Source organism: Acidovorax sp. KKS102 (assembly GCF_000302535.1).
GTDB lineage: Bacteria > Pseudomonadota > Gammaproteobacteria > Burkholderiales > Burkholderiaceae_C > Acidovorax.
This window is the reverse complement of the sequence record NC_018708.1, coordinates 3,345,964-3,366,857: the sequence shown is the minus strand read 5'-3', so window position 1 is coordinate 3,366,857 and position 20,894 is coordinate 3,345,964. Positions and strand designations below refer to the sequence as shown.

The following is a 20,894-nucleotide window of genomic DNA, read 5'->3' as shown; positions in this document are numbered from 1 at the left end:
GGCACCCTTATGACGACCACCCTCCCCAAGCCCCGGCGCACGCGCGCTGCGGTTACCGAACCGCCCGTGCAGCCCGACACCACTGGCCAACTCAGCGACAACGACATGTACGACCGCATGGTGTCGGCCATCCTCGACCACCGGCTGCCCCCCGGAACCAAGCTGGTGGAAGACAAATTGGCTGCTGCATTTGGCGTGTCACGCACGCGGGTGCGCCCTGTGCTGGTGCGGCTGGCCAATGAACAGGTGGTCACCCTCACACCCAACCGGGGCGCCTCCATCGCCCAGCCCACACCGCAAGAGGCGCTGGAGGTGTTCGAGGCCCGCCGCCTGCTGGAGCCGCGTCTGGTGGAACTGTTCATTGCCAACGCCACAGACGCCGACATCGCCGCGCTGCGCACCTGCATCGACGACGAAGAGGCCGCGCGCGCCAGTGGCGACATGCGCCGTGCCATCCGCCTCTCGGGCGACTTTCACCTGCACATCGCTCAGGCAGCAGGGCACCAGACGCTGGGGCGCATCCTGCGCGAGCTGGTCTCGCGCACCTCGCTCATCCTCATGACCTACAGCCCCAGCCATGCCCAGACTCGGGAAGAGGCCACGGCCTGCGGCTGCCGCGAGCACCGGGCGCTGATCGACGCCATCCGCCTGCGCGATGCGCGCGAAGCCCCCCGGCTGATGCTGGCCCACCTGGCGCGCATTGAATCGCAGCTGGAGTTCACGCCGCCTGCGGCGGAGGCGCCTGATCTGGCGCAGTTGCTCGGCGAGGCTTGACTCGCTTTTCACATCCTTCCTCCATGCGCCAACTGCTCGTCATCAACCCCAACATGTCGGCCCATGTCAGTGCCTTGCTGCAGCGGCATGTGCAAGGGGCTGCGGGCTCGCATGTGGCGGTGCGCACGGCCACGGCCCGCTTTGGCGCCCCGTACATCGCGTGTGAGGCGAGCTACGCGGTAGCGGCCCACGCCGCGCTCGATGTGTGGGCGCATGAGATCGCACAGCAGCAGACCGCGCCCGACGCGGTGCTGATCGGCTGCTTTGGCGACCCCGGCCTGATGGCGCTGCGCGAGAGCAGCCCCGTGCCCGTCACCGGCCTGGCCGAGGCGTCATTCATCGAGGCCGCGCGCCACGGCCGCTTTGCCATCGTCACCGGCGGCGAGCGCTGGGGCCCCATGCTGCAGCGCCTGGCCCAGGCGCTGGGCCACGCCCACGCACTGGCAGGCATTCACACCGTGGCGCCCACCGGTGCCCAACTGGCCGCAGACCCCGAAGCGGCCCGCGCATTGCTGGCCCAGGCGTGCCGCGATGTGGTGCGGCAGATGGGGGTGCAGGCCGTCATTTTGGGTGGGGCGGGGCTGGCGGGCATGGCTGCCGCCGTGCAGCCGCAGGTGTCGGTGCCCGTGATCGACAGCGTGGTCGCCGGTGCCACCTGGGCGCTGCGCGCGCACCCCGTGCCTCCGGAGCGCAAGGTGGCGGGGTTTGATGTGGCCTGGGTGGGGGTGTCGAGGGAGATGGCGGCTTTGGGGCTGGCGGGGGTGATTTGACTGCGCCCAGGGGGAAGTTTAGTATTACGTTTGTAATTACTCGGAGTTCTTCCTATGCACATGCTCAAGCTGACCCAGATCGGAAATTCTGTGGGTGTTGTTTTGCCGAAAGAAGCTCTGGCGCGTTTGAAGCTGGGCAAAGGCGAATCCATCTTCCTCACGGAAACGCCCGATGGCTATGCGCTGACGCCGTATGACCCCATTCTTGAGGAAGAGATCAAGGCTGGCCGTGAATTCATGCACGACTTTCGTGACACCTTTCACCAGTTGGCCAAATGAGCTGGCGCTGGGTGAGCAAGCAAGCGCTGGTGCTACTCCACGGTGAGAGTCTTGCCACGCACGGCGGGCGCGAAGGCATGCGCGATGAGGGGTTGCTGGACTCTGCATTGATGCGGCCGCAGAACATCTTGGCTTATTCGGATGCCGACAATCCTCCAGACACAGCGGCTTTGGCCGCAAGCTATGGAGTGGGCCTGGCCAAGAACCATCCTTTCGTGGACGGGAACAAGCGGGCTGCCTTCCTGGCCGTGGGCTTGTTCCTGTACCTCAATGGCTTGCGTTTGCAGGCCACCCAGACAAACGCGACGTTGACCATGCTCGCCGTCGCCGCCGGCGACATCACCGAAGAGGCGTTTGCTGCATGGCTGCGGGAGCACGCGGTAGCCCGTTGAGTGAGGTTTGAAGCTTTTTGGGCTCTACCGCCTATCCAGAAAGCGCTATAAGCTATAAAAATAGTAGCTAAATGCCGCGCCTGCTGACTCAGGGCGCAGGCGTCTTCGGCCGGTACTCGCAATACTCGCTCACCACACATTCCCAGCAGCGCGGCTTGCGCGCCTGGCACACATAGCGGCCCAGCAGGATCAGCCAGTGGTGCGAGTCCACCGCGTAGGCGGCGGGCACGCGCTTCATCAGTTGCAACTCTACGGCCAGCGGGTTCTTGCCCGGTGCCAGGCCCGTGCGGTTGCTCACCCGAAAGATGTGCGTGTCCACCGCCATCGTGGGCTGGCCAAAGGCCACGTTGAGCACCACATTGGCCGTCTTGCGGCCCACGCCGGGCAGGGCCTCCAGCGCTTCGCGCGTGCGGGGCACCTGGCTGTCGTGCTGCTCCACCAGGATGCGGCAGGTCTCCATCAGGTTCTTGGCCTTGGTGCGGTACAGGCCGATGGTCTTGATGTAGCCCTCCAGCCCCTCCAGCCCCAGGTCCAGGATGGCCTGCGGTGTGCCCGCCACGGGGAACAGCCTGCGCGTGGCCTTGTTCACGCCCACGTCGGTGGCCTGGGCCGACAGCAGCACGGCGGCCAGCAGCTCGAACGGCGTGGTGTATTCCAGCTCCGTGTTGGGCATGGGGTTGGCCGCCTTGAGGGTGGCGAAGAAGGGCTCGATCTGGGTGGTTTTCATCATCATCGTTGGCGGGGCGCGGCGGGAGGCTTGCTTCTGGTGGCGGGCGTGGCCGGTGGCGCATTGTCCCGCAGCTGCGCTTGCAGAAACTCCAGAAAAATGCGCACCCCAGCGGGCAGCGTGCGGCCGCTCAGGGTTTGCAGCTCGGCGGCGCGGGCGCTCATGCCGGGCTCGCGGATCTGGGCGGCATGCAATTCGCCGCGCTGCACCCGGTCGCGCACCGTCACCTCGCCTGAGATGGACAGGCCGCCGCCATGCAGCACAAAGTGCATCAGCGTCTCGAAGTGGTTGCACACCAGGGCGGGCTCAAAGACCAGGCCCCACTGGCTGCAGCCGATGTCGAACAGCTGGCGCACGGTGTTGTCGCGCTCGGGCAGGGCGATGGGGTAGGCGTGCATCTGCGCCAGCGTGATGGAGTGCAATCGCGCCAGCGCGTGGTCCGGCCGCATGATGGCGATGACGGGTGCGGCCTGGCGGTGCTGCACCGTGATGTCCCGTTCGGCCGAGCGGCTGTACGTCAGGCCAATGTCTGCATCGCCGTTGAGCACCGCCACGGTCACGGCCGCCGGGCTGGCCACGCGCAGGTGGAACTGGATGCCGGGGTACTGCAGGCGGAACTGCGCCATGACGCGGGGCAGGAACTCGATGGCAAAACCCGCAGAGCTGCAAATGCGCACCAGCCCTGTGCGCAGGCCCTGCAGTGCCTGGATGTCGGAGACCACGCGGTCGGCCTCCAGCGCGCCGCGCCGGGCATGGGCGGCCAGCAGCTCGCCCGCCGCGCTGGGCGCCATGCCGCGCGGGCGCCTGTCAAACAGCGGCACGCCCAGCAGGTCTTCGAGGGCGGCCACCTGGCGGCTTACGGCCGAGGGCGACACATTGAGGCGCGTGGCGGCCTCACTGACCGAGCCGCTGCGCACCACCTCCAGAAAGTAGCGCAGCGCGGTGTCCTGCAAGCGGCTGGAAAGCATGGGAGGCCTTTCGGGCTGTGGATTGCGTAAAACGCAAAGATAACCCCAGTAATCGTTGATTGTCGAAACGCAGAGGGCTGCTTATGCTGACTTGCAAATGACATATTCAACGTCAACGGCCACAGCATCCATGGCTTCTGCAAACCGCGCCACCCCGGGCGACATCCCCAGCCGCATCGTGGACTACACGGCCACCAGCCTGTCACGCTCCATCCATGCACGGGAGGTCTCCTGCACCGAGGTGCTGGATGCCTACCTGGCCCAGGTGGATCGGCTCAACCCCGTCGTGAACGCCCTAGTGGCGATGGTGGACCGCGACGCCCTGCGCGTGCAGGCCGCAGAACGCGATGCGCAGCTGGCACGTGGCGAGAGCCTGGGCCCGCTGCAAGGGTTTCCGCAGGCGCCCAAGGACATCATGCCCGCCGCGGGCATGGTCACCACGCGCGGGTCGCCCATCTTTGCGGGGCAGGTCTCGGCAACGGATGCGGTGGTGTTCGAGCGCATGCGCGCAGGCGGCGCGCTCTTCGTCGGCCGCAGCAACTCGCCCGAGTTTGGCCTGGGCGGCCACACCTACAACCCGGTGTACGGCACCACACGCAATGCCCACAACCCGGCCGTGTCGGCGGGCGGCAGCAGCGGTGGCGCGGCGGTGGCCGTGGCGTTGCACATGCTGCCGGTGGCCGACGGCTCGGACATGATGGGATCGCTGCGCACGCCTGCGGCCTTCAACAACGTCTATGGCCTGCGCACCTCGTTCGGCCTGGTGCCGCACGGGCCGACGGAAGAGGTGTTTTTTCAGCAGTTCAGCGTGGCCGGCCCCATGGCGCGCAACATCCCGGACCTGGCGTTGCTGCTGTCGGTGCAGGCGGGCTTTGATGCGCGACTGCCGCTCACGCGCCGGCACGAGGATGTGGCCCTGCTGGGCCAGCCGCTGGAGCGCGACTGGCGCGGTGCCCGCATCGGCTGGCTGGGCGACCTGGGCGGCCATTTGCCCACCGAGCCCGGACTGCTGGCCACCTGCGAGCGGGCGCTGGCGCACTTTCGCACCGTGGGCTGCACAGTGGAGGCGGTGGTGCCCGCGTTCAATCTGGAACAGCTGTGGAACGCGTGGATCGACCTGCGCAGCTTCAGCGTGGCGGGGGCCAATGCGGGCCTGTATCGCGATGCTCAGACCCGTGCACTGCTCAAGCCCGAGGCGGTGTGGGAGATCGAGCGCGGCATGCGCCTGACGGCCCAGCAGGTGTACGACGCGGCGCGCGTGCGCAGCGCGTGGTACCAGGCGCTGCGCGGCCTGTTCGAACAATTCGACTTTCTCGTGCTGCCCGCTGTGCAGGTCTTCCCCTTCGATGCCCAGCTCGACTGGCCCCACGAGGTCGGAGGCCGCGCCATGGACACCTACCACCGCTGGATGGAGGCCGTGGTGCCCGCCACCATGGCCGGCCTGCCCGCGCTGGCAGCCCCCGCAGGCTTCGGCTCTGGCGGCCTGCCTGCGGGTCTGCAGATCATCGGACCGGCGCAGTCAGACGCGGCCGTGCTGCAGATCGGCCACGCTTATGACCAGGCCAGCGGGTATGCGCGCCAGCGCAGCCCGCTGCTGGATTGATGGGCGCCTGGCCGCTCGCCAGTGCGTCCCACTCCGTTAACCCCTTGTTTCGTCAACGTGCTTTCTGGAGAGCTTCACCATGCTGCGTTCCCGCTTCGTATCGAGTCTTCTGCTCAGCGCCCTGGTGCTGGCCGCGCCTGGCCTGGCGCAGGCGCAGACCTATCCCGACCGGCCCATCAAGCTGGTCGTGCCTTTTGCCCCAGGCGGAGCCACCGACATCCTGGGACGTTTGCTGGCCACGGCCCTGGGGGAGCGGCTGGGGCAGCCCATGGTGGTCGAGAACCGGCCCGGCGCGGGCACCGTGGTGGCGGCGTCCATGGTGGCCAAGGCGCCCGCTGACGGCTACACGCTGCTGCTCGGGTCCAACACCACGCTCACGATGAACCCGGCCATCCGTACTAACCTGCCGTACGACCCCATCAAGAGCTTCACGCCCCTGGCCCTGGTGGCCGACATGGGGTTGCTGCTGGTAGCCCACAACGACACCCCGGGTCAGTCGCTCAAGGACATCGTGGCCCAGGCCAAGGCCGCGCCGGACAAGTTTTCGTATGGCGCTTAGAACCTTTTCAAGGTCTTTTCGGGGATCGCATTGGAGTGCAATCGGGATGAGTGGATGCTTCGGGTGCGCCGCATGGGCTCATGCCCATGCAAGCAGCCGGGGCGTCCAATCGCCCGATTTCACTCCAACCCTTGGGGCAAGTGCCTTGCCGGGCGGTCTGCGGCGTTCCGGCGCTTGCCAATAGCCGAGCTATTGGCTGCGCCCCGCGCCTTGCATCCCATCCCGGCAAGGTACTTGTGCGACCCCGAAAAGACCTTGAACAGGTTCTTCTGGCACGGGCTCGTCGGTGCACTTTGGCGCCGAGATGCTCAAGACCACCGCAGGTTTTCCGATGATGCACGTGCCTTTCAACGGCAGCTCGCCCAGCCTCACGGCGCTGATGGGCGGGCAGGTGCAACTGGCGGTGGACACCGTGGTGGCGTCCACGCCGCTCATCAAGTCCGGCAAGATCAAGGCGATTGCCGCACTCAGTCCGCAGCGCCTGGCCCTGCTGCCCAATGTGCCCACCGTGGCCGAGAGCGGCTACCCCGGCTTTGACATGGGATCGTGGTTTGCCTTTGTAGGCCCGGCGGGCCTGCCCGCGCCCGTGTAGAAGAAGCTGGAAAAGGCCCTGGCCGAGACCCTGGCCTCGGCGGAGTTCAAGAAGAAGATGGTGGACATCGGCCTCACGCCCTTGGGCGGCAACGGCGAAGCGCTGCGCGCACGCATTGAACGCGAGCTGCCGCTGATGCGCGCGGTGGCGGCGCGGGCGGATATCCGGGTGGATTGACGGTTGGCGCTGAAAAGGGCTACCCGGCCCGTCAGCGCAACCCTTTGGGAGTCAGCGCGTCCGTTTGACCGGAATACAGAGCCAGCATGGAAAGCGCCCCGTGGCCGGGTTCACCGCAAAGTCCTCGTCGTAGATCTCCAGCGCGGCGCGGGGCTCCCATTCCCAGCCTTCGGGAATCTGGCCCGGCGCGCTCATCTGCGCCCAGGCGGCGGCGATCTCGGGCCCTGTGCCCACGAAGTGCATGCAGGCGTAGTCGCCCCCTTCGTAGTCCATCACCTGCACATCGGGCCCGGTGCGCAGGCCCACGCCAATCTGCACCGCTGCGTCATAGCGGCACCGCTCGGGCGGCGTGCAGGCCGGGTCGTCGTGGCTGAAGCCGTAGAACTTGGGGCGCGGATCATTCAATCGGTTGGCGGCGCACCACGCGCCAAAGCGCTCCCACAACTCAGTCAGGCCCGGGTGGCCGTAAGCGCCGGTGTGGCGCATGGTGGCAAGGCGCATGCGGGGCAGGGTGCGGATGGTCAGGGTCATGGCGGGCGGGGCTATGGCGGTGGAGGGAAAACCCAGTTTAGAGCCTCTCGGGCGGACACCGCATGAATCCTGCGCCGCAATTGGCGACAATGCACGGTTTGTTGCCAACCACTTCTGTCCACGCCATGCAATTTGCCGACCGCCTGAACAACGTAGAAACCTCCGCCATCCGCGAGCTTTTCAAGCTGCTGGGCAAGCCCGGCATCATCAGCTTTGCAGGCGGCTTCCCCGACAGCGCGATGTTCGACGTGGAAGGCATTCGCGCCGCCAGCAATGCTGCCCTGGCCGAAGAACCCGGCGCAGCACTGCAGTACGGCGCCACAGAAGGCTACAACCCGCTGCGCGAGCAATTGGCCTCCTTCATGACCAGCAAGGGCGCCAAGGATGTCGCGGCCGACCACCTCATCGTCACCACCGGCAGCCAGCAGGCGCTGGACCTGCTGGGCAAGACGCTCATCAGCCCCGGCGACAAGGTGATCGTGGAAGGCCCCACGTTCCTGGCCACCATCCAGTGCTTTCGCCTGTACGGCGCCGAACTCATCAGCGCGCCCATCGACGGCAACGGCGTGAAGACCGACGAGCTGGAAAAGCTCATCGCCAAGCACAAGCCCAAGTTCGTCTACCTGATCCCCACCTTCGGCAACCCCAGCGGCGCCATGCTGAGCCTGGAGCGCCGCAAGGCCGTGCTCGAGATGGCGGTGAAGCACAACACCCTGATCGTCGAGGACGACCCCTACGGCGACCTGTACTTTGGCGATGCGCCTCCTCCCAGCCTGCTCAACCTGTCGGCCAGCGTGCCCGGCAGCCGTGAGCTGCTGGTGCACTGCGGCAGCTTGAGCAAGGTGCTGTCGCCTGGTCTGCGCGTGGGCTGGATGATTGCCCCGGCTGAACTGTTGGGCAAAGCCACCATGTGCAAGCAGTTCAGCGACGCACACACCAGCACCTTTGCCCAGGCCACGGCCGCGCAGTACCTCAAGGCCGGCCGCATGCCCGGCACGCTGGCCCATGTGCGCAAGGTGTATGCCGAGCGTGCCCAGGCCATGGGCGATGCGCTGCGCAAGGAATTGGGCGACGCCATTGAATTTGTGCAGCCCCAGGGCGGCCTGTTCGTGTGGGCGCGCCTCACCGGCGCGGGTGGCAAGGTGGCCGACGGCAACGTACTGGCCAAGCGTGCCATTGAGAAGGGCGTGGCCTTTGTACCCGGCACGCCGTTCTTCTGCGCCAACCCCGACCACGCCACCTTCCGCCTGTCGTTTGCCACGGCCGATGTGGACAAGATCCGCGAAGGCGTCGCGCGCCTGGGCCAGGCGATCTGACGCCTCCATGTCCGACGCCAACGATCTCGCCAACGTTCTCCAGCGCCTCGAAAGCCTGGAGATCAAGGCCAGCTTTACCGAAGACCTGCTGGACCAGCTGAACATGACCATCTACCAGCAGCAGCAACTGATCGACCGGTTGACGCACGAGGTCATCCAGCTGCGCCAGCAGGCGCCCGAAGGCGGCTCGAACGGCCCGCGCAACCTGCGCGACGAGCTGCCGCCGCATTACTGATCGGAGCTGATCCGATCGCTCGATCTACGCCCTGACGGACCGCCAGGCAGCCTCGGCCAGCTCGGTGCGGTAGGTAGTCGGCGAGGGCAGGCCGCCCTGGGCCGCATTGCCCGACAGCCAGGCCCTGCAATAGCTCTGCACCGGCCCCATCACCAGCGATGGCATCAGCTCGCACGGCAGGTCGCGCAGCGCGCCGGATCGGCGGTGCGGCTCAAACCAGGCCACCAGTGCCTGGTTACGGCGCCGCGCGGCCTCGGCCAGGTCTGGCGTGCGCGGGCCGGCGGCCACGGCGCCCCGCGCCTGGAACAGAAAACGCGCCCGCTCAGGCTGTGCCACCACCCAGTCCAGATAGCCCGTGACCAGGGCCTGTACGCCCGCCTCCACGCCCTGGGCGGCATCCAGCTGCGCCTGCACGCTGCGCGACTGGTCGTGATAGATCTCGAAGAACAGCGCCGCCACGATGCCGTCGCGGTTGCCAAAGTGGTGGTAGATGCTGCCCACGCTGGCCCCGCAGCGCGCGCGCACGCCGTCGATGGTGACTGCGTCCACGCCGCCTTCGGCCGCGCAGGCCAAGGCAGCGTTCAGGATGTCCTGGCGGCGGTCGGTGGGTGCTTCGGCCGGGGATGAAGTGAGGGGTGGGGAATTGCGGCTTGCCATGGAATGGGATTCTAGAATAAAGTTCTAGAAAAACATTCTAGTCCACGATCCTCCCATGCATTCCTCTCCTCCAATGGCCGCTCCTGCCGCTCCTGCCGCTCCTGCCGCCCCTGCAGCCGCTGCCTCCATGCCCGGCGCCGCCTTGTACCCGCACCTGCTCGCCCCCCTCGACTTGGGGTTCACCACCCTCAAGAACCGCGTGCTGATGGGCTCAATGCACACGGGGCTGGAGGACGGGCGCGACCTCTCGCGCATGGCGGCGTACTTCCGCGAGCGGGCCGAGGGGGATGTGGGCCTGATCGTTACGGGGGGCTTTGCACCCAACATTGCGGGCTGGGCCAAGCCGTTTGCAGGCACGCTGGCAACGTCTGGCGCGGCCAAGCGCCACCGCGTGGTGACCGAGGCCGTGCATGCAGCGGGCGGCAAGATCGCGCTGCAGATCCTGCACACGGGCCGTTACGCCTACCACCCGCTGGCCGTGGCGCCATCGCGGCTGCAGTCGCCGATTTCGCCGTTCACGCCGTTTGCGTTGTCGGCACGCGGGGTGGATCGCCAGATACGCGCGTTCGTCAATTGCGCAGTCAAGGCGCGCGAGGCTGGCTACGACGGCGTGGAGGTGATGGGCTCCGAGGGCTATTTCATCAACCAGTTCCTGTCGCAGGCCACCAACCTGCGGCGCGATGAATGGGGCGGCGACTACAGCCACCGCATGCGCCTGCCGGTGGAGATCATCGGCCGCATGCGCGAGGCCGTTGGCAAGGACTTCATCATCATCTACCGCCTGTCGATGATCGACCTGGTGCCTGGCGGCAGCGCGTGGGACGAGATCGTCACCCTGGGCAAGGCCGTGGCCACGGGCGGCGCCAACATCGTCAACACCGGCATCGGCTGGCACGAGGCGCGGGTGCCTACCATTGCCACCAGCGTGCCGCGCGCAGCGTTTGCGTGGGTCACGCAGAAGATGAAGGCCGAGTTCGCGGCTGCGGGCATCACCACGCCGCTGGTCACGTCCAACCGCATCAACACGCCCGAGGTGGCCGAGCAGGTGCTGGCCGATGGCTGCGCCGACATGGTGTCCATGGCGCGGCCGCTGCTGGCCGATGCCGCGTTTGTGAAGAAGGCTGCGCAGGGCCGGGCTGACCGCATCAACACCTGCATCGCCTGCAACCAGGCCTGCCTGGACCATGTGTTCCAGAACAAGACCAGCAGCTGCTTGGTCAACCCACGCGCCTGCCACGAGACCGAGCTGGTGTACCGCCCGGTGTCGTCGCGCAAGCGCGTGGCCGTGGTCGGCGCCGGACCCGCAGGCCTCACTGCCGCCACGGTGGCGGCCGAGCGTGGGCACGAGGTGCACCTGTTTGACGCTGCACCCGCCATCGGCGGCCAGCTCAACATGGCCAAGGTGATTCCGGGCAAGGAGGAGTTCCATGAAATGCTGCGTTACCTGGGTACGCGCGTGGAGGACACAGGGGTGCAGCTGCACTTGAATCAGCGTGTGGAGGCCGCCGACCTTGTGGGCTTTGACGAGGTCATCGTCGCGACTGGCGTGGAGCCGCGCGACCCGAAGATCCCCGGCCAGGACCACCCCAAGGTGCTGAGCTACATCGACGTGCTGCGCCATGGCAAGCCGGTGGGCGAGCGCGTGGCCATCATCGGTGCGGGCGGCATTGGCTTTGATGTGGCCGAGTTCCTCACGCACGGCGAGCACCCCTCCACCACGCTCGATTTGGCCGCGTGGAAGGCCGAATGGGGCATCACCGACCCGGCCGAGGCGCGCGGTGGCCTGGCCACCAGCGGCCCGCGCGTGACGGCCCCTGCACGGCAGGTGACGCTGTTGCAGCGCAAGAAGGGCAAGCTGGGCGGCGGCCTCGGCAAGACCACAGGCTGGATCCACCGCACCGTGCTGAAGATGAAAGCGGTGGAGATGGTGGGTGGCGTGAACTACGAGCGCATTGCCGACGAAGGGCTGCTGGTGTCGTATGGCGAGAAGCGCGAAGACCCGACCTGGATTCCCTGCGACACCGTGGTGCTGTGCGCGGGCCAGGTGCCCTTGCGCAGCCTGGCACAGGACCTGGAGGCCCAGGGCCGCAAGCCCCACCTCATCGGCGGTGCGCTGGAGGCGGGTGAGCTGGACGCCAAACGCGCCATCGATCAGGCGGCGCGGCTGGCGGCCCGGCTGTAGGTCGGTGCGTACATCGCCTGCAGGGGCTCACAGGGCCTGTCAGGCGTGTTGTTGAGGTCTTTTTGGCTGGTGGCGCTAGTGGAATATGCCTGAGCAGCTATATTTTTGATAGTGATTATAGGATGGCGACTGCCGTGATGGGTCACGGCGGTTGTGCCCTCCTTATCCCTCAGGCGGACAGATTCAAGGCGTTGAACACCCGCAGCGCTGCCCACGCGTCGTTGGCCGCGTAGACCAGCTGGGCCTCGCTCAGCCGGGCGTTGGCCCAGTTGGAGGTGGCGGCTTTTTTGGACTTGATGAAGCGCCGGTTGAACAGCACCGCCACAGCCCCTTTCACGCCCATGTCCTTGCGGTAGCCGCGTTGGCGGAACACGGTGTTCAGCTCCAGCACATCGGCTGGTTGCACGCCCAGCTTGTGCTGGATGCGCTTCGTGTCGTCGCCCAGCCCAAAGCCAGCCTTGGTCACACCGCGCAAGGCCAGCAGCTCGGCCACGCGCGCGCGGCAGCCGGGTTCGTGCAGCTGGAATACCCAGGCCCGCTCCAGCGTGGCCAGTTGCACGATGTGCGGGCCGTCCGACGCCTCGCCCTGCACAAAGGTGGGTTTGGATTCGGTGTCAAAACCCCAGGCGCTCGCACCGGCCAGCGCATCGCAAGCCTGGTCGGCCTGGGCAGGCGTGGAGACGAGGGCGATGCGGTCCAGGCCCAGGCGTTCAAAAGGCTCCAGCAGCGCGATCTGGTCTTTGTCGGGTGTGGGGCGCTGGGCGGTGCGCGCAGAGGGGTGGCGGGGTGTGGAGGGCGACTGGCGCCGCGAAGGGGGAGAGTCCGTCATGCGGGCCATTGTGCCGTGCAGTTGGCCCTTCAGCGTTTGCCGGTTTTGCGCAGGCGGGGCGCTTGCTCCATCTGCGCCAAGGCCTGCTCGCAGGCGGCCACCGACTGGGCCTGCCGCCCCGCCAGCCAGCCTGCGCCAAACCAGGCCTTCAGGTCGCCGGACTCTGCAAGCTCGCGGTACAGCGCTGCCGCCACACGCTCGTCGTTGAGGCGGCCCAGGGCGGACAGCGCAGGCTGCAGGCTGTCCAGAAACCGGGTGCTGTGCGCATCCAGCGCGGGCTCCACGAACTCTGTGAGGTAGCGCAGGCGTTTGAGGCGTTTGCGCAGCCGGTGCTGTGCCTGGGGCGTGCGCGTGGCAAAACCCCGTGCGCCTTTTTGCACCTGGGCGTGCAGTGCGCGCAGGCGCTGCTGCAGTAGGCGGCGCGTGGCACGGGCGTCCAGGCCTTCTGGGGCATTGCCCGTGGCATCCAGCCCTGGGGTGGTAAAGGCCATCAGATGCACCAGCGCTTCCTGAAAGGCCGCATCGCGCACGATGTGCTGTGCCGCCTGGGCCTCCAGCCCGGTAGCGCCGTTCGGGTGGGTGGACAGGGGCGGCGCTCCGGCATCGCGCAGTTCGGCACCGATGCGCTGCATCACCTGGCTGCGGTCCCGCAGGTGGCCGAGCTGCTGGAACACATGAACCAGGGGCGGCTCCCGGGCGGGGTCCAGGTGGCCCGGGGCCAGGGGCGCCAGCTCGCGCAGGGCGGTGCGAAGGCGGCGGATGCCGATGCGCAACTGGTGCAGTTGCTTTTCATCGTTGGACCCTTCAGCCAGGTCGCTGGCAGGGCCCAGGATCTGCTGCAGGCACTGCGCCACCACGGCGCGCTGCAGGGCCAGCCCGGCGGGCAGTTGCTGGTACAGGGGGGCCGGGGGCCGGGCCTTGCGGGGCGAACTGCGATCGGGTGCGGCCAGCAGGCGCTCGCCCCGCTCGGCCTTGGACACGGTGCTCAGATACAGCCCATGCCGCGTGGCCCACTGCGCGGCGAGTGCTGCAAGGCCCGTCACGGGCCCGGTCTTGAGTTCCAGCTCCAGCTCGCAAATGGGGGCTTCGGCCTGCCGGGCTGTGCCCCGGTGGGCCACCACCCGGCCGGTGTCCAGCGCCAGCTCGACCACGGTTCCCTGGCGGGTGATGTCGCGGGTCAGCCGGTCCATCTCGGTGCCATAGGTCTCGACGAGGGGGCTGCCTGCGGCTTGCAGCGCCTGCTGCAGCCGCGCGCCCGCCACGGTGCCACTGTGCAATTGAGGTTGGGGCTCGGGCGCGCTGCCTTCGGTGGCGGTGCCGCGTGCGACGTTGTGCTCCTGCCGGTCCAGCGGGCCATCGCCCAGCGCCTTGACGGTCTGCACCCACTGGTCGCCTTCGCGGCGCAGGCGAAACGCAATGCCGCGTGACGCCAGTGCGCGGTCGGGTGTGTCGAAGTAGCGGGCCTCCATGCGGATGGCGGTACACCGGCCCCGGCGCAATGCCGCTTGCACAGCGGCCAGGCGCTCGGGCGGGATGCAGAACTTGAATTCGATTTCCATGGTGGCGGCATTATCCTGTGGTATCCCCTTCACAGGGCGATGCCGGATCAAGATGGTGCGCTGGTTATCTGTGAATAATCAATGATTCACGCGAAAGCGGATTTATTGCGATGAGCGATTGAAAGACGATATCAAGCTCATGCCCAACGGTTTTCCTTGATTATCTCGGATGGAGGTAATAATTTTGAATGCCGAAGCCTGAACCCGGTCGGGCAGGCGCACAAAGTTATTTTCTTGCACCAAGGTGTCGCCATTGAGGAACGACCACAGAATGAACCGCAAGGCCTGGGCCGTCTGGTCGGGGTTCTGCGTGACCTTGGGGAACACCACAAACGTGCCCATGGTGATGGGCCACACCGATTTGCCGGGCCGCTGCGTCAAGGTGCTGTTGAAAACCCCGGTGGCCGACCAATCGCTGTTGGCCAGTGCTGCCTTGAAAGCGTCGATGGAGGGTTTGACGTATATGCCGTCGGCATTTTTCATCTGCACGGTGGTCAGTCCGTATTCGGCCACGTAGCCGTGGTCCACATACCCGATGGCGCCCACCGTGTCGCGCACGCCCTTGGCCACTCCGTCGCTGCCCTTGAAGGCCAGCATCCCTGCAGGCCAGGCAATGCTGGTTTTGGCGCCGTAGGTTTTTTTCCATTGCGGGCTCACCTTGCCCAGGTAGTCCGCAAAGTTGTAGGTGGTGCCCGAGCCATCGGCGCGCACCACCACCTTGATCGGCAGGTCAGGCAAGGGCAAATCGGGGTTCAGCGCCGTGATGTCGGCCGCATTCCAGCGGGTGATTTCGCCCATGAAGATGCGACTGAGTACCTCGCCCGTCAGGCGCAGCTGCGCGTTGGATACCTTGGGCAGGTTGACGATGGGGCTGATGCCGGTGATGGCCACGGGCAGCGCCAGCAGGCCGTGCTCCAGCAAGTCCTTCTCTGCGGGGTACACGTCCGTCGCGCCAAAACCGACGGCCTGTTGCTGGATTTTTTTCATGCCCGCGCTGGAACCCACCGGGTCGTAGTCCACCGCGCTGCCAGTGGCCTTGGCATAGGCCTTGGCCCAGCTGCGGTAGATGGGCGCCGCCGCCGACGAACCAGCGCCCGTCACGGTCTGTGCGCTGGCCAGGCCCGCCTGCACAAGGGCCACGGTCGCCAACAAAAGAAAGTAAATATATTTCATGTGTTTTATGTAATGGTTTTTATGAATAACGATATGCCATGCACGATTTCAGGTGCTGTGAAATTCACGCGTGTTCATTGAGTAGACGGATAGATTTCGGTGCCGATCCTAGCAAAATGACAGCGATTTGAAGCATTGGCCTGAACGGCGAAGGTTTCTTGCTGAGTCACTAATCTGTCATTTGAAACAATTAGTATCTTTCGCATCCCATCGGGGGCTTGGTGCACGGCGGGTGGTTGGCTTACCCCCTGCAGCAACACGCGTTCGCTCCCACAAGGCGGCGGCGCCCTGGTGGACCTTCACGAAAGATTCAGATGCTTCAAAAAATGAAAATTGGTACCCGCCTGGCCCTGGCCTTTGCCGTGCTGCTGTTGCTGATATCGGCCCTGGCGGCGGGCGGCATCAGCGGGGCCAAGCGGTTGACCGAGCGCAGCGCTGCCCTGTATGGCGACCGCACCGTGCCCATGGGCGTGCTGGCCGAGATCAGCCACCTGACGCAGCGCAACCGCGTGCTGGTGATGGACATGCTGATGGACCCCGGAACCAGCAACCTGGAGGCCAGCCACGCGGCCCTGACCGCCAATGTCGAGCGCATCCAGGCCCTGTGGAAGGACTACGCCGCCAAGCCCCTGGGGGCCGAGGAGCAGGCCCTGGCGCAGGCCTTTGCCGATGCCAACGCCACCTATCTGGACAAGGGCCTGATCCCGGCGTCGGCCGCGCTGGTGGCCGGCAAGTACGACGACGGCTCGGAGCTGTACATCACCCAGATCCGCCCCAATGCGCTCAAGGTGCAGGACGCCATCGAGCGCCTGGTGGCGCTGCAGATCAACGTGGCTGCGGCAGAGTTTGCCGGGGCGCGCGCCATGAGCGACACCATCCACTGGTGGATGCTGGCCGCCACCGCCCTCGCATTGCTGGCAGGTGCTGCGATGGCCTGGGTCATCACCCGTTCCATCTCGCGGCCGCTGCGTCAGGCCGTGGTGCTGGCACGCACCGTGGCGGGGGGCGACCTGACGGCGCAGATCGATGTGCGTGGCAACGACGAGACCGCCGAGCTGCTGGGGGCCCTGCGTGAGATGAACCACCAGCTGGTGCGCGTGATCACCGAGGTGCGCGCCAGCACCGAAACGGTCGCCCACGAGGCCGTGGTGATGGCGGGCGGCACCGAAGACCTGGCACGCCGCACCGAGGTGCAGGCATCCAATCTGCAGGAGACGGCCGCGTCGATGGAGCAGCTGACCATCACGGTGCAGCACAACACCGACAACGCCCAACGTGCCACCGCCCTGGCGCAGGAGGCCAGCAGCGTGGCCAACGAAGGCGGTAGCGTGATGCGCGACGTGATCGCCACCATGCAGGAGATCAAGACCCAGTCGCAGAAGATCACGGACATCATCAAGGTGATCGACGACATCGCTTTCCAGACCAACCTGCTGGCGTTGAATGCAGCGGTGGAGGCGGCGCGCGCTGGTGAGCAGGGCCGGGGCTTTGCCGTGGTGGCGGGCGAGGTGCGGGGCCTGTCGCAGCGCAGCAGCATGGCGGCCCGGGAGATTCGCGGCCTGATCTCGGCCAGCGTGCAGGGCGTGGAGCGCGGGTCTACCCTGGTGGGGCAGGCGGGTGAACGCGTGGCCAACACTGTGCACCATGTGAACCAGGTGGTATCGCTCATCACCGCCATCAAGGAGGCGGGGCAAGAGCAGGCCCGCGGCATTGCCCAGATCGGCGAGGCCGTGCGCCAGCTGGACGCGGCCACGCAGCAGAACGCTGCGCTGGTGGATGACAGTTCGTCCGCCTCGACCGGCATGAAGAATCAGGTAAGGCGCCTGCTGGAGGTGATTCACCAGTTCCGCCTGACGCCAGATATGCCCCTGCCTGCTGCAGGCGCACCCTTGCTGGAAACGGCAGGGTTGCCCCCTGCTGTGGCTCTGGAGCGCGGGGCTGGCAGTCACGCGCAACTGGCCATCTCGGCCCGCTAGCCCGGCGGCGGCGTGGTCTCTGCATCGCGTGGCCTATGCCGCCAGTGACAGAGACATTGCCACCCACCACGCCAAGTCCTGCGCCATGAACCGCACCGATGTATTGATCGCGATTGCCGAGGTGGCGCGCAGCGGTGGCGCGACCGCGCCCGAAGACGCCATTTCGCAGCTGGCGATGATCATTGATGATCTGGAGTTGTCCTGCAGCGGCTCGGAGCAGGTGATGGAGATGCTGCTGCGCATTGCCGCCTGCCTGTGGAACCTGCAGCAGGAACGCATGCGCCTTTGAATACTGGCCTCGGGATTCGGCGCCGCCCTGATCCGTCGCCGCTCAAGGCGACAGACGCGCTCACTCGCCCAATGTTTCGAGCGAAGCCACCTGGTTGCGTCCCCGGTGCTTGGCCAGGTACAGCGCCTGGTCGGCGCGGTCGAGCATGTCACGCAGGCTGCGGTCGCTCTGGCGGAAGGTGCTCACACCCAGGCTGGTGGTGACGCGGTAGCTGTGGCCTGCATCGTCCGTCAGCTCCAGCGCGCGAATGCTGTGCAGCATGCGCGTGGCAACCTCCAGGCCCTCAGCCAATGTAGTCACCGGCAGCAGCACGCCAAACTCTTCGCCGCCCAGCCGGCCCACGGCATCGCTGGCGCGCAACTGGCCCTTGATGGCCTGCGCAAACGCCATCAGCGCACGGTCGCCCTCCAGGTGGCCAAAACGGTCGTTGATGGTCTTGAAGTGGTCCAGGTCCAGCATCAGCAAGGTCAGGGGCTCGCCGTTGCTCCGTGAATGGGCATAGGCCGACTCAGCACATTCCAGAAACGCGCGGCGGTTGGCAATGCCCGTCAGCATGTCGGTGGTGGCCAGGCGCTGCAGTTCGCGCTCCAGGTTCTTGCGCTGCGTCACGTCGCGGTAAATGCCCTCGACCCCCGCAAAATTGCCGGCATAGTCGTACAGCGCGTGGCTGCTGATGGAGATGTCGATCACCGTGCCATCGCGCCGCACCATCTGGCCCGGAAAGTCCGACACCTCGCCGTGCTCCATGATCGCGGCCTTGAACGCGTCGCGGTCCTTGCTATGGGGGTAGTACGACTCGGCGGTGCGGCCTTCGATTTCATGCGGTTCGTAGCCGAGCACGCGGCGCACGCCAGGGCCTACATGCTGCACGATGCCCTGCGCGTCGGTGCGGTAGTACACGTCCTGCATGTTGTCGAACAGGCGCCGGAAGTTCTGCTCGCTCTCGCGCAACTGGGCCTCGATCTCGCTCTGGTGCGTCATGTCCATGCCGCACATGAGCACGGCGGGCGCACCGTCCCATTCAATGGCCACGCTGCTGATCAGCACCATGCGCAGGTTACCCCGCTCGGTGCGGATGCGGAACTCGGACGACTTGTTGGGCCGTCCGGCATGCTCGGGCACGGCCACCTGCTGGATGCGGTTGGTGGAGCGCACCTGATCCAACGGATGCACAAAGTCGCCGGACAGCCGCCCGATCAGGCTGTCGATGCTGGGCGCCTCCAGCAGCTCCATGCTGGCGGCGTTGGCAAAGCGGATGGCACCCTCTTGTGTGACAAGCACGGCCGCTGGCAACAGGTGCAGCAGGCGCAGGTCGTGGTTCATGGGCTGGTGGGTAACCAAAAGTAATGCACCATTGTGGCACCGGGAAGAGGCGCCATCAAAGATCATCTGTCGCAGGCGGTACTATCGCCCATGAGAAAAACTTTCCAACTCCACGTTGAAGGCAAGAACCGCGACCGCGTTCTCGATGCCGTCAAGCACGAAATCCGCAAATACATCAAGCGCGAACGGCGCCGCGACCTGCCGGAAGGTGCCGACTTCTGGGACTTTGACTGCCGGTTTGGCCGCACCAAAGAAGACGCCGCTGTGGCGCATCTGTCGGCCTTGACTGGCTTGATCAACGGCGTGGCGGCCGAGGGTGGCGCCCAGTTCTATGTGGAAATTCTGGCCAAACCCGCCAAGCGCACACCCCGGCTCTCAGGGCAGGCACCGCAGGGCGGGGCCGATGACTTGGGCGGGGACGAAGAAGACGTCGTGTGAGCCCGGGCCCTGGGTGTGTACCACCCGTGCCCACTCTGTATCCCTACACTGCAGGCCCCTTCAGGGGCCTTTTTTCTGGTCGGCTGGGGTTTGAGCGGCTTGCGCTGCTGCGGCCGCGCGCAGCTTGTCCTTTTTGCTGGGGCGCTTGCCCTTGATGCCACCGGTGCCTTGAGGATCTGCGGGGGGTGCGAGCTGGGGCGTTTCGGTCGGCTCAAAGCCTGTGATCTGCTCACGCGGAATGGTGAGGTGCTGGCGCTTTTCGATCAGCCGGAAATGCGCCTCGGCATCGGCCGTCACAAAGCTCACAGCCATGCCGCTTTCGCCCGCCCGGCCGGTGCGGCCGATGCGGTGGACGTAGTCCACTGCAGAACGGGGCAGGTCGTAGTTCACCACGGCGGGCAGCTGTGCAATATCGATGCCGCGCGCGGCCAGGTCGGTGGTGACCACCACCTGCCAGCGCTCGTCCTTGAACTCCTGCAGCACCTGGTTGCGCGCGCCCTGGCTCAGCCCGCCGTGGAACGGCGTGGCGTAGATGCCCGCCTTGTACAGTTTTTCCGCCACATGCTCGGCAGCGTACTGCGTGGCCACAAACACCAGCACGCGCGACCAGTTGTGCTCCTTGACCAGATGGCGCAGCAGCTGGGTGCGGCGGCTCCCATCCACCGCAATGGCGCGTTGTTCGATGGCAGGCTCGTTGCCCAGGGTGTGAGGCACCTCTACCCGCACGGGGTTCTGAAGAAGGCCATCGGCCAGCGCCTGCACTGCAGCGGGAAAGGTGGCCGAGAAGAACAGGTTCTGCCGCCGGGCAGGCAACAGCGCCAGCACGCGCTGCAGTTCCTCGGCAAAGCCCAGGTCCAGCAGCCGGTCGGCTTCGTCCAGCACCAAGTGCGCCACGGCCGACAGGCGCAACGCGTTGTGGTCCACCAGGTCCAGCAGGCGCCCCGGCGTGGCCACCACAATGTCGGCACCGCCGCGCAAGCCCAGCATCTGCGGGTTGATGGATACGCCGCCAAACACGATGGCGATCTTGAGCGGTTGCTGCAGGTGCTGCGCCAGGCTACGCAGCACTTCGCCCACCTGCGCGGCCAGTTCACGCGTCGGTACCAGCACCAGGGCACGCACCCGGCGCGGCCCGCCGGTAGCGCTGAGCTGCAGCTGCTGCAGCAAGGGCAGTGCGAAGGCCGCCGTTTTGCCCGACCCCGTCTGCGCCGCCCCCAGCAGGTCTACCCCTTGCAGGATGGCCGGAATGGCGCCCGCCTGAATGGGCGTGGGCGCCACAAAGCTCGCCTGGGTGGCAGCGTGGAGAAGGGCGGGGGAGAGACCGAGGGAAGCAAAAGGCATGGAAAGGCGCAGGGGACGCGTTGAGGGAGACACGCGAGGCAGCGCAGACAAAGCAGTAATGGCCCGCATTGTCGCCGCAGTTGCCCGATGCGCTCTTCCTACAGGCCTGCAATGCGTGGTTAGCACCTGCCGGATTGCAGGGAATGCGATTGCCCGTTCTCTGCGTTGGGCAACCGATAATCGGGCCGCTTCGTTTTTCGTTGA

At 66.4% G+C, this 20,894-nt stretch carries 20 protein-coding genes and 2 pseudogenes; 13 read left to right on the top strand and 9 right to left on the bottom strand.

The features are described from left to right. Positions 1-9: 9 nt before the first annotated feature. Genes C380_RS15415 through C380_RS15400 form a run of 4 tightly spaced genes read left to right on the top strand, consistent with a single transcriptional unit; the run spans position 10 to position 2,215 of the window. Positions 10-774: a GntR family transcriptional regulator gene (locus C380_RS15415; protein ID WP_015014779.1), complete on the top strand. Its 765-nt coding sequence runs from the start codon at positions 10-12 to the stop codon at positions 772-774. Between the two features lie 23 nt (positions 775-797). Beyond that, entirely contained in the window at positions 798-1,544 is a 747-nt protein-coding gene (locus C380_RS15410; RefSeq protein ID WP_015014778.1) for an aspartate/glutamate racemase family protein, read from the top strand. A 54-nt stretch (positions 1,545-1,598) separates the two neighbouring features. Beyond that, a complete protein-coding gene (locus C380_RS15405) occupies positions 1,599-1,823 on the top strand; it encodes an AbrB/MazE/SpoVT family DNA-binding domain-containing protein (protein ID WP_015014777.1) in 225 nt (74 codons plus the stop codon). Further along, a complete protein-coding gene (locus C380_RS15400) occupies positions 1,820-2,215 on the top strand; it encodes a type II toxin-antitoxin system death-on-curing family toxin (protein ID WP_015014776.1) in 396 nt (131 codons plus the stop codon). The genes C380_RS15405 and C380_RS15400 overlap by 4 nt, the downstream gene beginning before the upstream one ends. 88 nt (positions 2,216-2,303) lie before the next feature. On the opposite strand, the gene nth is transcribed toward C380_RS15400, so the two are convergent. Then, positions 2,304-2,942 carry an endonuclease III gene (nth, locus tag C380_RS15395; RefSeq protein WP_015014775.1) on the bottom strand — a complete coding sequence of 213 codons (639 nt, stop codon included), beginning with the start codon at positions 2,940-2,942 and terminating at the stop codon, positions 2,304-2,306. A 2-nt stretch (positions 2,943-2,944) separates the two neighbouring features. Continuing rightward, positions 2,945-3,910: a LysR family transcriptional regulator gene (locus C380_RS15390; RefSeq protein WP_015014774.1), complete on the bottom strand. Its 966-nt coding sequence runs from the start codon at positions 3,908-3,910 to the stop codon at positions 2,945-2,947. A gap of 130 nt (positions 3,911-4,040) precedes the next feature. On the opposite strand from C380_RS15390, the gene C380_RS15385 reads away from it, so the two are divergent. The 3 genes and pseudogenes from C380_RS15385 to C380_RS15375 all read left to right on the top strand — a co-directional run. Next, the gene (locus C380_RS15385; protein ID WP_015014773.1) at positions 4,041-5,513 is read left to right on the top strand and encodes an amidase; all 1,473 of its coding nucleotides are present in this window, start codon (positions 4,041-4,043) and stop codon (positions 5,511-5,513) included. 79 nt (positions 5,514-5,592) lie between these two features. After that, a pseudogene (locus C380_RS15380) lies at positions 5,593-6,069 on the top strand (Bug family tripartite tricarboxylate transporter substrate binding protein); the annotation flags it as partial. A 274-nt stretch (positions 6,070-6,343) separates the two neighbouring features. Then, positions 6,344-6,841, top strand: a pseudogene (locus tag C380_RS15375) (Bug family tripartite tricarboxylate transporter substrate binding protein); the annotation flags it as partial. A 51-nt stretch (positions 6,842-6,892) separates the two neighbouring features. Here the strand turns inward: C380_RS15375 and C380_RS15370 are convergent. Beyond that, complete coding sequence (locus C380_RS15370) at positions 6,893-7,372, bottom strand: GyrI-like domain-containing protein (RefSeq protein ID WP_015014772.1); 480 nt, start codon at positions 7,370-7,372, stop codon at positions 6,893-6,895. Between the two features lie 125 nt (positions 7,373-7,497). Between C380_RS15370 and C380_RS15365 the strand changes: the two genes are divergently transcribed. Both C380_RS15365 and C380_RS15360 read left to right on the top strand, forming a co-directional pair. Beyond that, positions 7,498-8,688 carry a PLP-dependent aminotransferase family protein gene (locus C380_RS15365; RefSeq protein ID WP_015014771.1) on the top strand — a complete coding sequence of 397 codons (1,191 nt, stop codon included), beginning with the start codon at positions 7,498-7,500 and terminating at the stop codon, positions 8,686-8,688. A gap of 7 nt (positions 8,689-8,695) precedes the next feature. Then, the gene (locus tag C380_RS15360) at positions 8,696-8,923 is read left to right on the top strand and encodes a SlyX family protein (RefSeq protein WP_015014770.1); all 228 of its coding nucleotides are present in this window, start codon (positions 8,696-8,698) and stop codon (positions 8,921-8,923) included. 24 nt (positions 8,924-8,947) lie between these two features. On the opposite strand, the gene C380_RS15355 is transcribed toward C380_RS15360, so the two are convergent. Further along, a complete protein-coding gene (locus C380_RS15355) occupies positions 8,948-9,580 on the bottom strand; it encodes a TetR/AcrR family transcriptional regulator (RefSeq protein ID WP_015014769.1) in 633 nt (210 codons plus the stop codon). A gap of 127 nt (positions 9,581-9,707) precedes the next feature. On the opposite strand from C380_RS15355, the gene C380_RS15350 reads away from it, so the two are divergent. Next, the gene (locus C380_RS15350) at positions 9,708-11,762 is read left to right on the top strand and encodes an NADPH-dependent 2,4-dienoyl-CoA reductase (RefSeq protein WP_015014768.1); all 2,055 of its coding nucleotides are present in this window, start codon (positions 9,708-9,710) and stop codon (positions 11,760-11,762) included. 169 nt (positions 11,763-11,931) lie between these two features. Here C380_RS15350 and C380_RS15345 read toward each other — a convergent pair whose 3' ends face one another. The 3 genes from C380_RS15345 to pstS all read right to left on the bottom strand — a co-directional run bounded on the left by C380_RS15345 (position 11,932) and on the right by pstS (position 15,323). After that, the gene (locus C380_RS15345; RefSeq protein WP_015014767.1) at positions 11,932-12,600 is read right to left on the bottom strand and encodes a 3'-5' exonuclease; all 669 of its coding nucleotides are present in this window, start codon (positions 12,598-12,600) and stop codon (positions 11,932-11,934) included. Positions 12,601-12,620: 20 nt separating this feature from the next. Beyond that, complete coding sequence (locus C380_RS15340) at positions 12,621-14,150, bottom strand: CYTH and CHAD domain-containing protein (RefSeq protein WP_015014766.1); 1,530 nt, start codon at positions 14,148-14,150, stop codon at positions 12,621-12,623. 102 nt (positions 14,151-14,252) lie between these two features. Then, positions 14,253-15,323 carry a phosphate ABC transporter substrate-binding protein PstS gene (gene pstS / locus C380_RS15335; protein ID WP_051022546.1) on the bottom strand — a complete coding sequence of 357 codons (1,071 nt, stop codon included), beginning with the start codon at positions 15,321-15,323 and terminating at the stop codon, positions 14,253-14,255. Positions 15,324-15,649: 326 nt separating this feature from the next. On the opposite strand from pstS, the gene C380_RS15330 reads away from it, so the two are divergent. Further along, positions 15,650-17,299, top strand: coding sequence for a methyl-accepting chemotaxis protein (locus tag C380_RS15330; protein ID WP_148279978.1), 1,650 nt, complete (start codon positions 15,650-15,652; stop codon positions 17,297-17,299). A gap of 85 nt (positions 17,300-17,384) precedes the next feature. After that, positions 17,385-17,588 (top strand): hypothetical protein, encoded by a 204-nt coding sequence (locus C380_RS15325; protein ID WP_043566660.1) that lies wholly within the window; start codon positions 17,385-17,387, stop codon positions 17,586-17,588. Between the two features lie 60 nt (positions 17,589-17,648). Here the strand turns inward: C380_RS15325 and C380_RS15320 are convergent, their stop codons facing one another. After that, entirely contained in the window at positions 17,649-18,911 is a 1,263-nt protein-coding gene (locus tag C380_RS15320; protein ID WP_015014762.1) for a sensor domain-containing diguanylate cyclase, read from the bottom strand. 90 nt (positions 18,912-19,001) lie between these two features. Between C380_RS15320 and C380_RS15315 the strand changes: the two genes are divergently transcribed. Continuing rightward, positions 19,002-19,349, top strand: coding sequence for a DUF6172 family protein (locus C380_RS15315; protein ID WP_015014761.1), 348 nt, complete (start codon positions 19,002-19,004; stop codon positions 19,347-19,349). 60 nt (positions 19,350-19,409) lie between these two features. On the opposite strand, the gene C380_RS15310 is transcribed toward C380_RS15315, so the two are convergent. Continuing rightward, positions 19,410-20,690, bottom strand: coding sequence for a DEAD/DEAH box helicase (locus tag C380_RS15310; RefSeq protein WP_043565500.1), 1,281 nt, complete (start codon positions 20,688-20,690; stop codon positions 19,410-19,412). Positions 20,691-20,894 lie beyond the last annotated feature (204 nt).

Coding starts and splice junctions, on each gene's coding strand:
- C380_RS15405 (WP_015014777.1), top strand. CDS start 1,599: ATGCACATGCTCAAGCTGACCCAGATCGGAAATTCTGTGGGTGTTGTT.
- C380_RS15360 (WP_015014770.1), top strand. CDS start 8,696: ATGTCCGACGCCAACGATCTCGCCAACGTTCTCCAGCGCCTCGAAAGC.
- C380_RS15390 (WP_015014774.1), bottom strand. CDS start 3,910: ATGCTTTCCAGCCGCTTGCAGGACACCGCGCTGCGCTACTTTCTGGAG.
- C380_RS15350 (WP_015014768.1), top strand. CDS start 9,708: ATGCCCGGCGCCGCCTTGTACCCGCACCTGCTCGCCCCCCTCGACTTG.
- C380_RS15410 (WP_015014778.1), top strand. CDS start 798: ATGCGCCAACTGCTCGTCATCAACCCCAACATGTCGGCCCATGTCAGT.
- C380_RS15320 (WP_015014762.1), bottom strand. CDS start 18,911: ATGAACCACGACCTGCGCCTGCTGCACCTGTTGCCAGCGGCCGTGCTT.
- C380_RS15340 (WP_015014766.1), bottom strand. CDS start 14,150: ATGGAAATCGAATTCAAGTTCTGCATCCCGCCCGAGCGCCTGGCCGCT.
- C380_RS15415 (WP_015014779.1), top strand. CDS start 10: ATGACGACCACCCTCCCCAAGCCCCGGCGCACGCGCGCTGCGGTTACC.
- C380_RS15355 (WP_015014769.1), bottom strand. CDS start 9,580: ATGGCAAGCCGCAATTCCCCACCCCTCACTTCATCCCCGGCCGAAGCA.
- C380_RS15400 (WP_015014776.1), top strand. CDS start 1,820: ATGAGCTGGCGCTGGGTGAGCAAGCAAGCGCTGGTGCTACTCCACGGT.
- C380_RS15330 (WP_148279978.1), top strand. CDS start 15,650: ATGAAAATTGGTACCCGCCTGGCCCTGGCCTTTGCCGTGCTGCTGTTG.
- C380_RS15385 (WP_015014773.1), top strand. CDS start 4,041: ATGGCTTCTGCAAACCGCGCCACCCCGGGCGACATCCCCAGCCGCATC.
- C380_RS15310 (WP_043565500.1), bottom strand. CDS start 20,690: ATGCCTTTTGCTTCCCTCGGTCTCTCCCCCGCCCTTCTCCACGCTGCC.
- C380_RS15345 (WP_015014767.1), bottom strand. CDS start 12,600: ATGGCCCGCATGACGGACTCTCCCCCTTCGCGGCGCCAGTCGCCCTCC.
- C380_RS15315 (WP_015014761.1), top strand. CDS start 19,002: ATGAGAAAAACTTTCCAACTCCACGTTGAAGGCAAGAACCGCGACCGC.
- pstS (WP_051022546.1), bottom strand. CDS start 15,323: ATGAAATATATTTACTTTCTTTTGTTGGCGACCGTGGCCCTTGTGCAG.
- C380_RS15370 (WP_015014772.1), bottom strand. CDS start 7,372: ATGACCCTGACCATCCGCACCCTGCCCCGCATGCGCCTTGCCACCATG.
- nth (WP_015014775.1), bottom strand. CDS start 2,942: ATGAAAACCACCCAGATCGAGCCCTTCTTCGCCACCCTCAAGGCGGCC.
- C380_RS15365 (WP_015014771.1), top strand. CDS start 7,498: ATGCAATTTGCCGACCGCCTGAACAACGTAGAAACCTCCGCCATCCGC.
- C380_RS15325 (WP_043566660.1), top strand. CDS start 17,385: ATGAACCGCACCGATGTATTGATCGCGATTGCCGAGGTGGCGCGCAGC.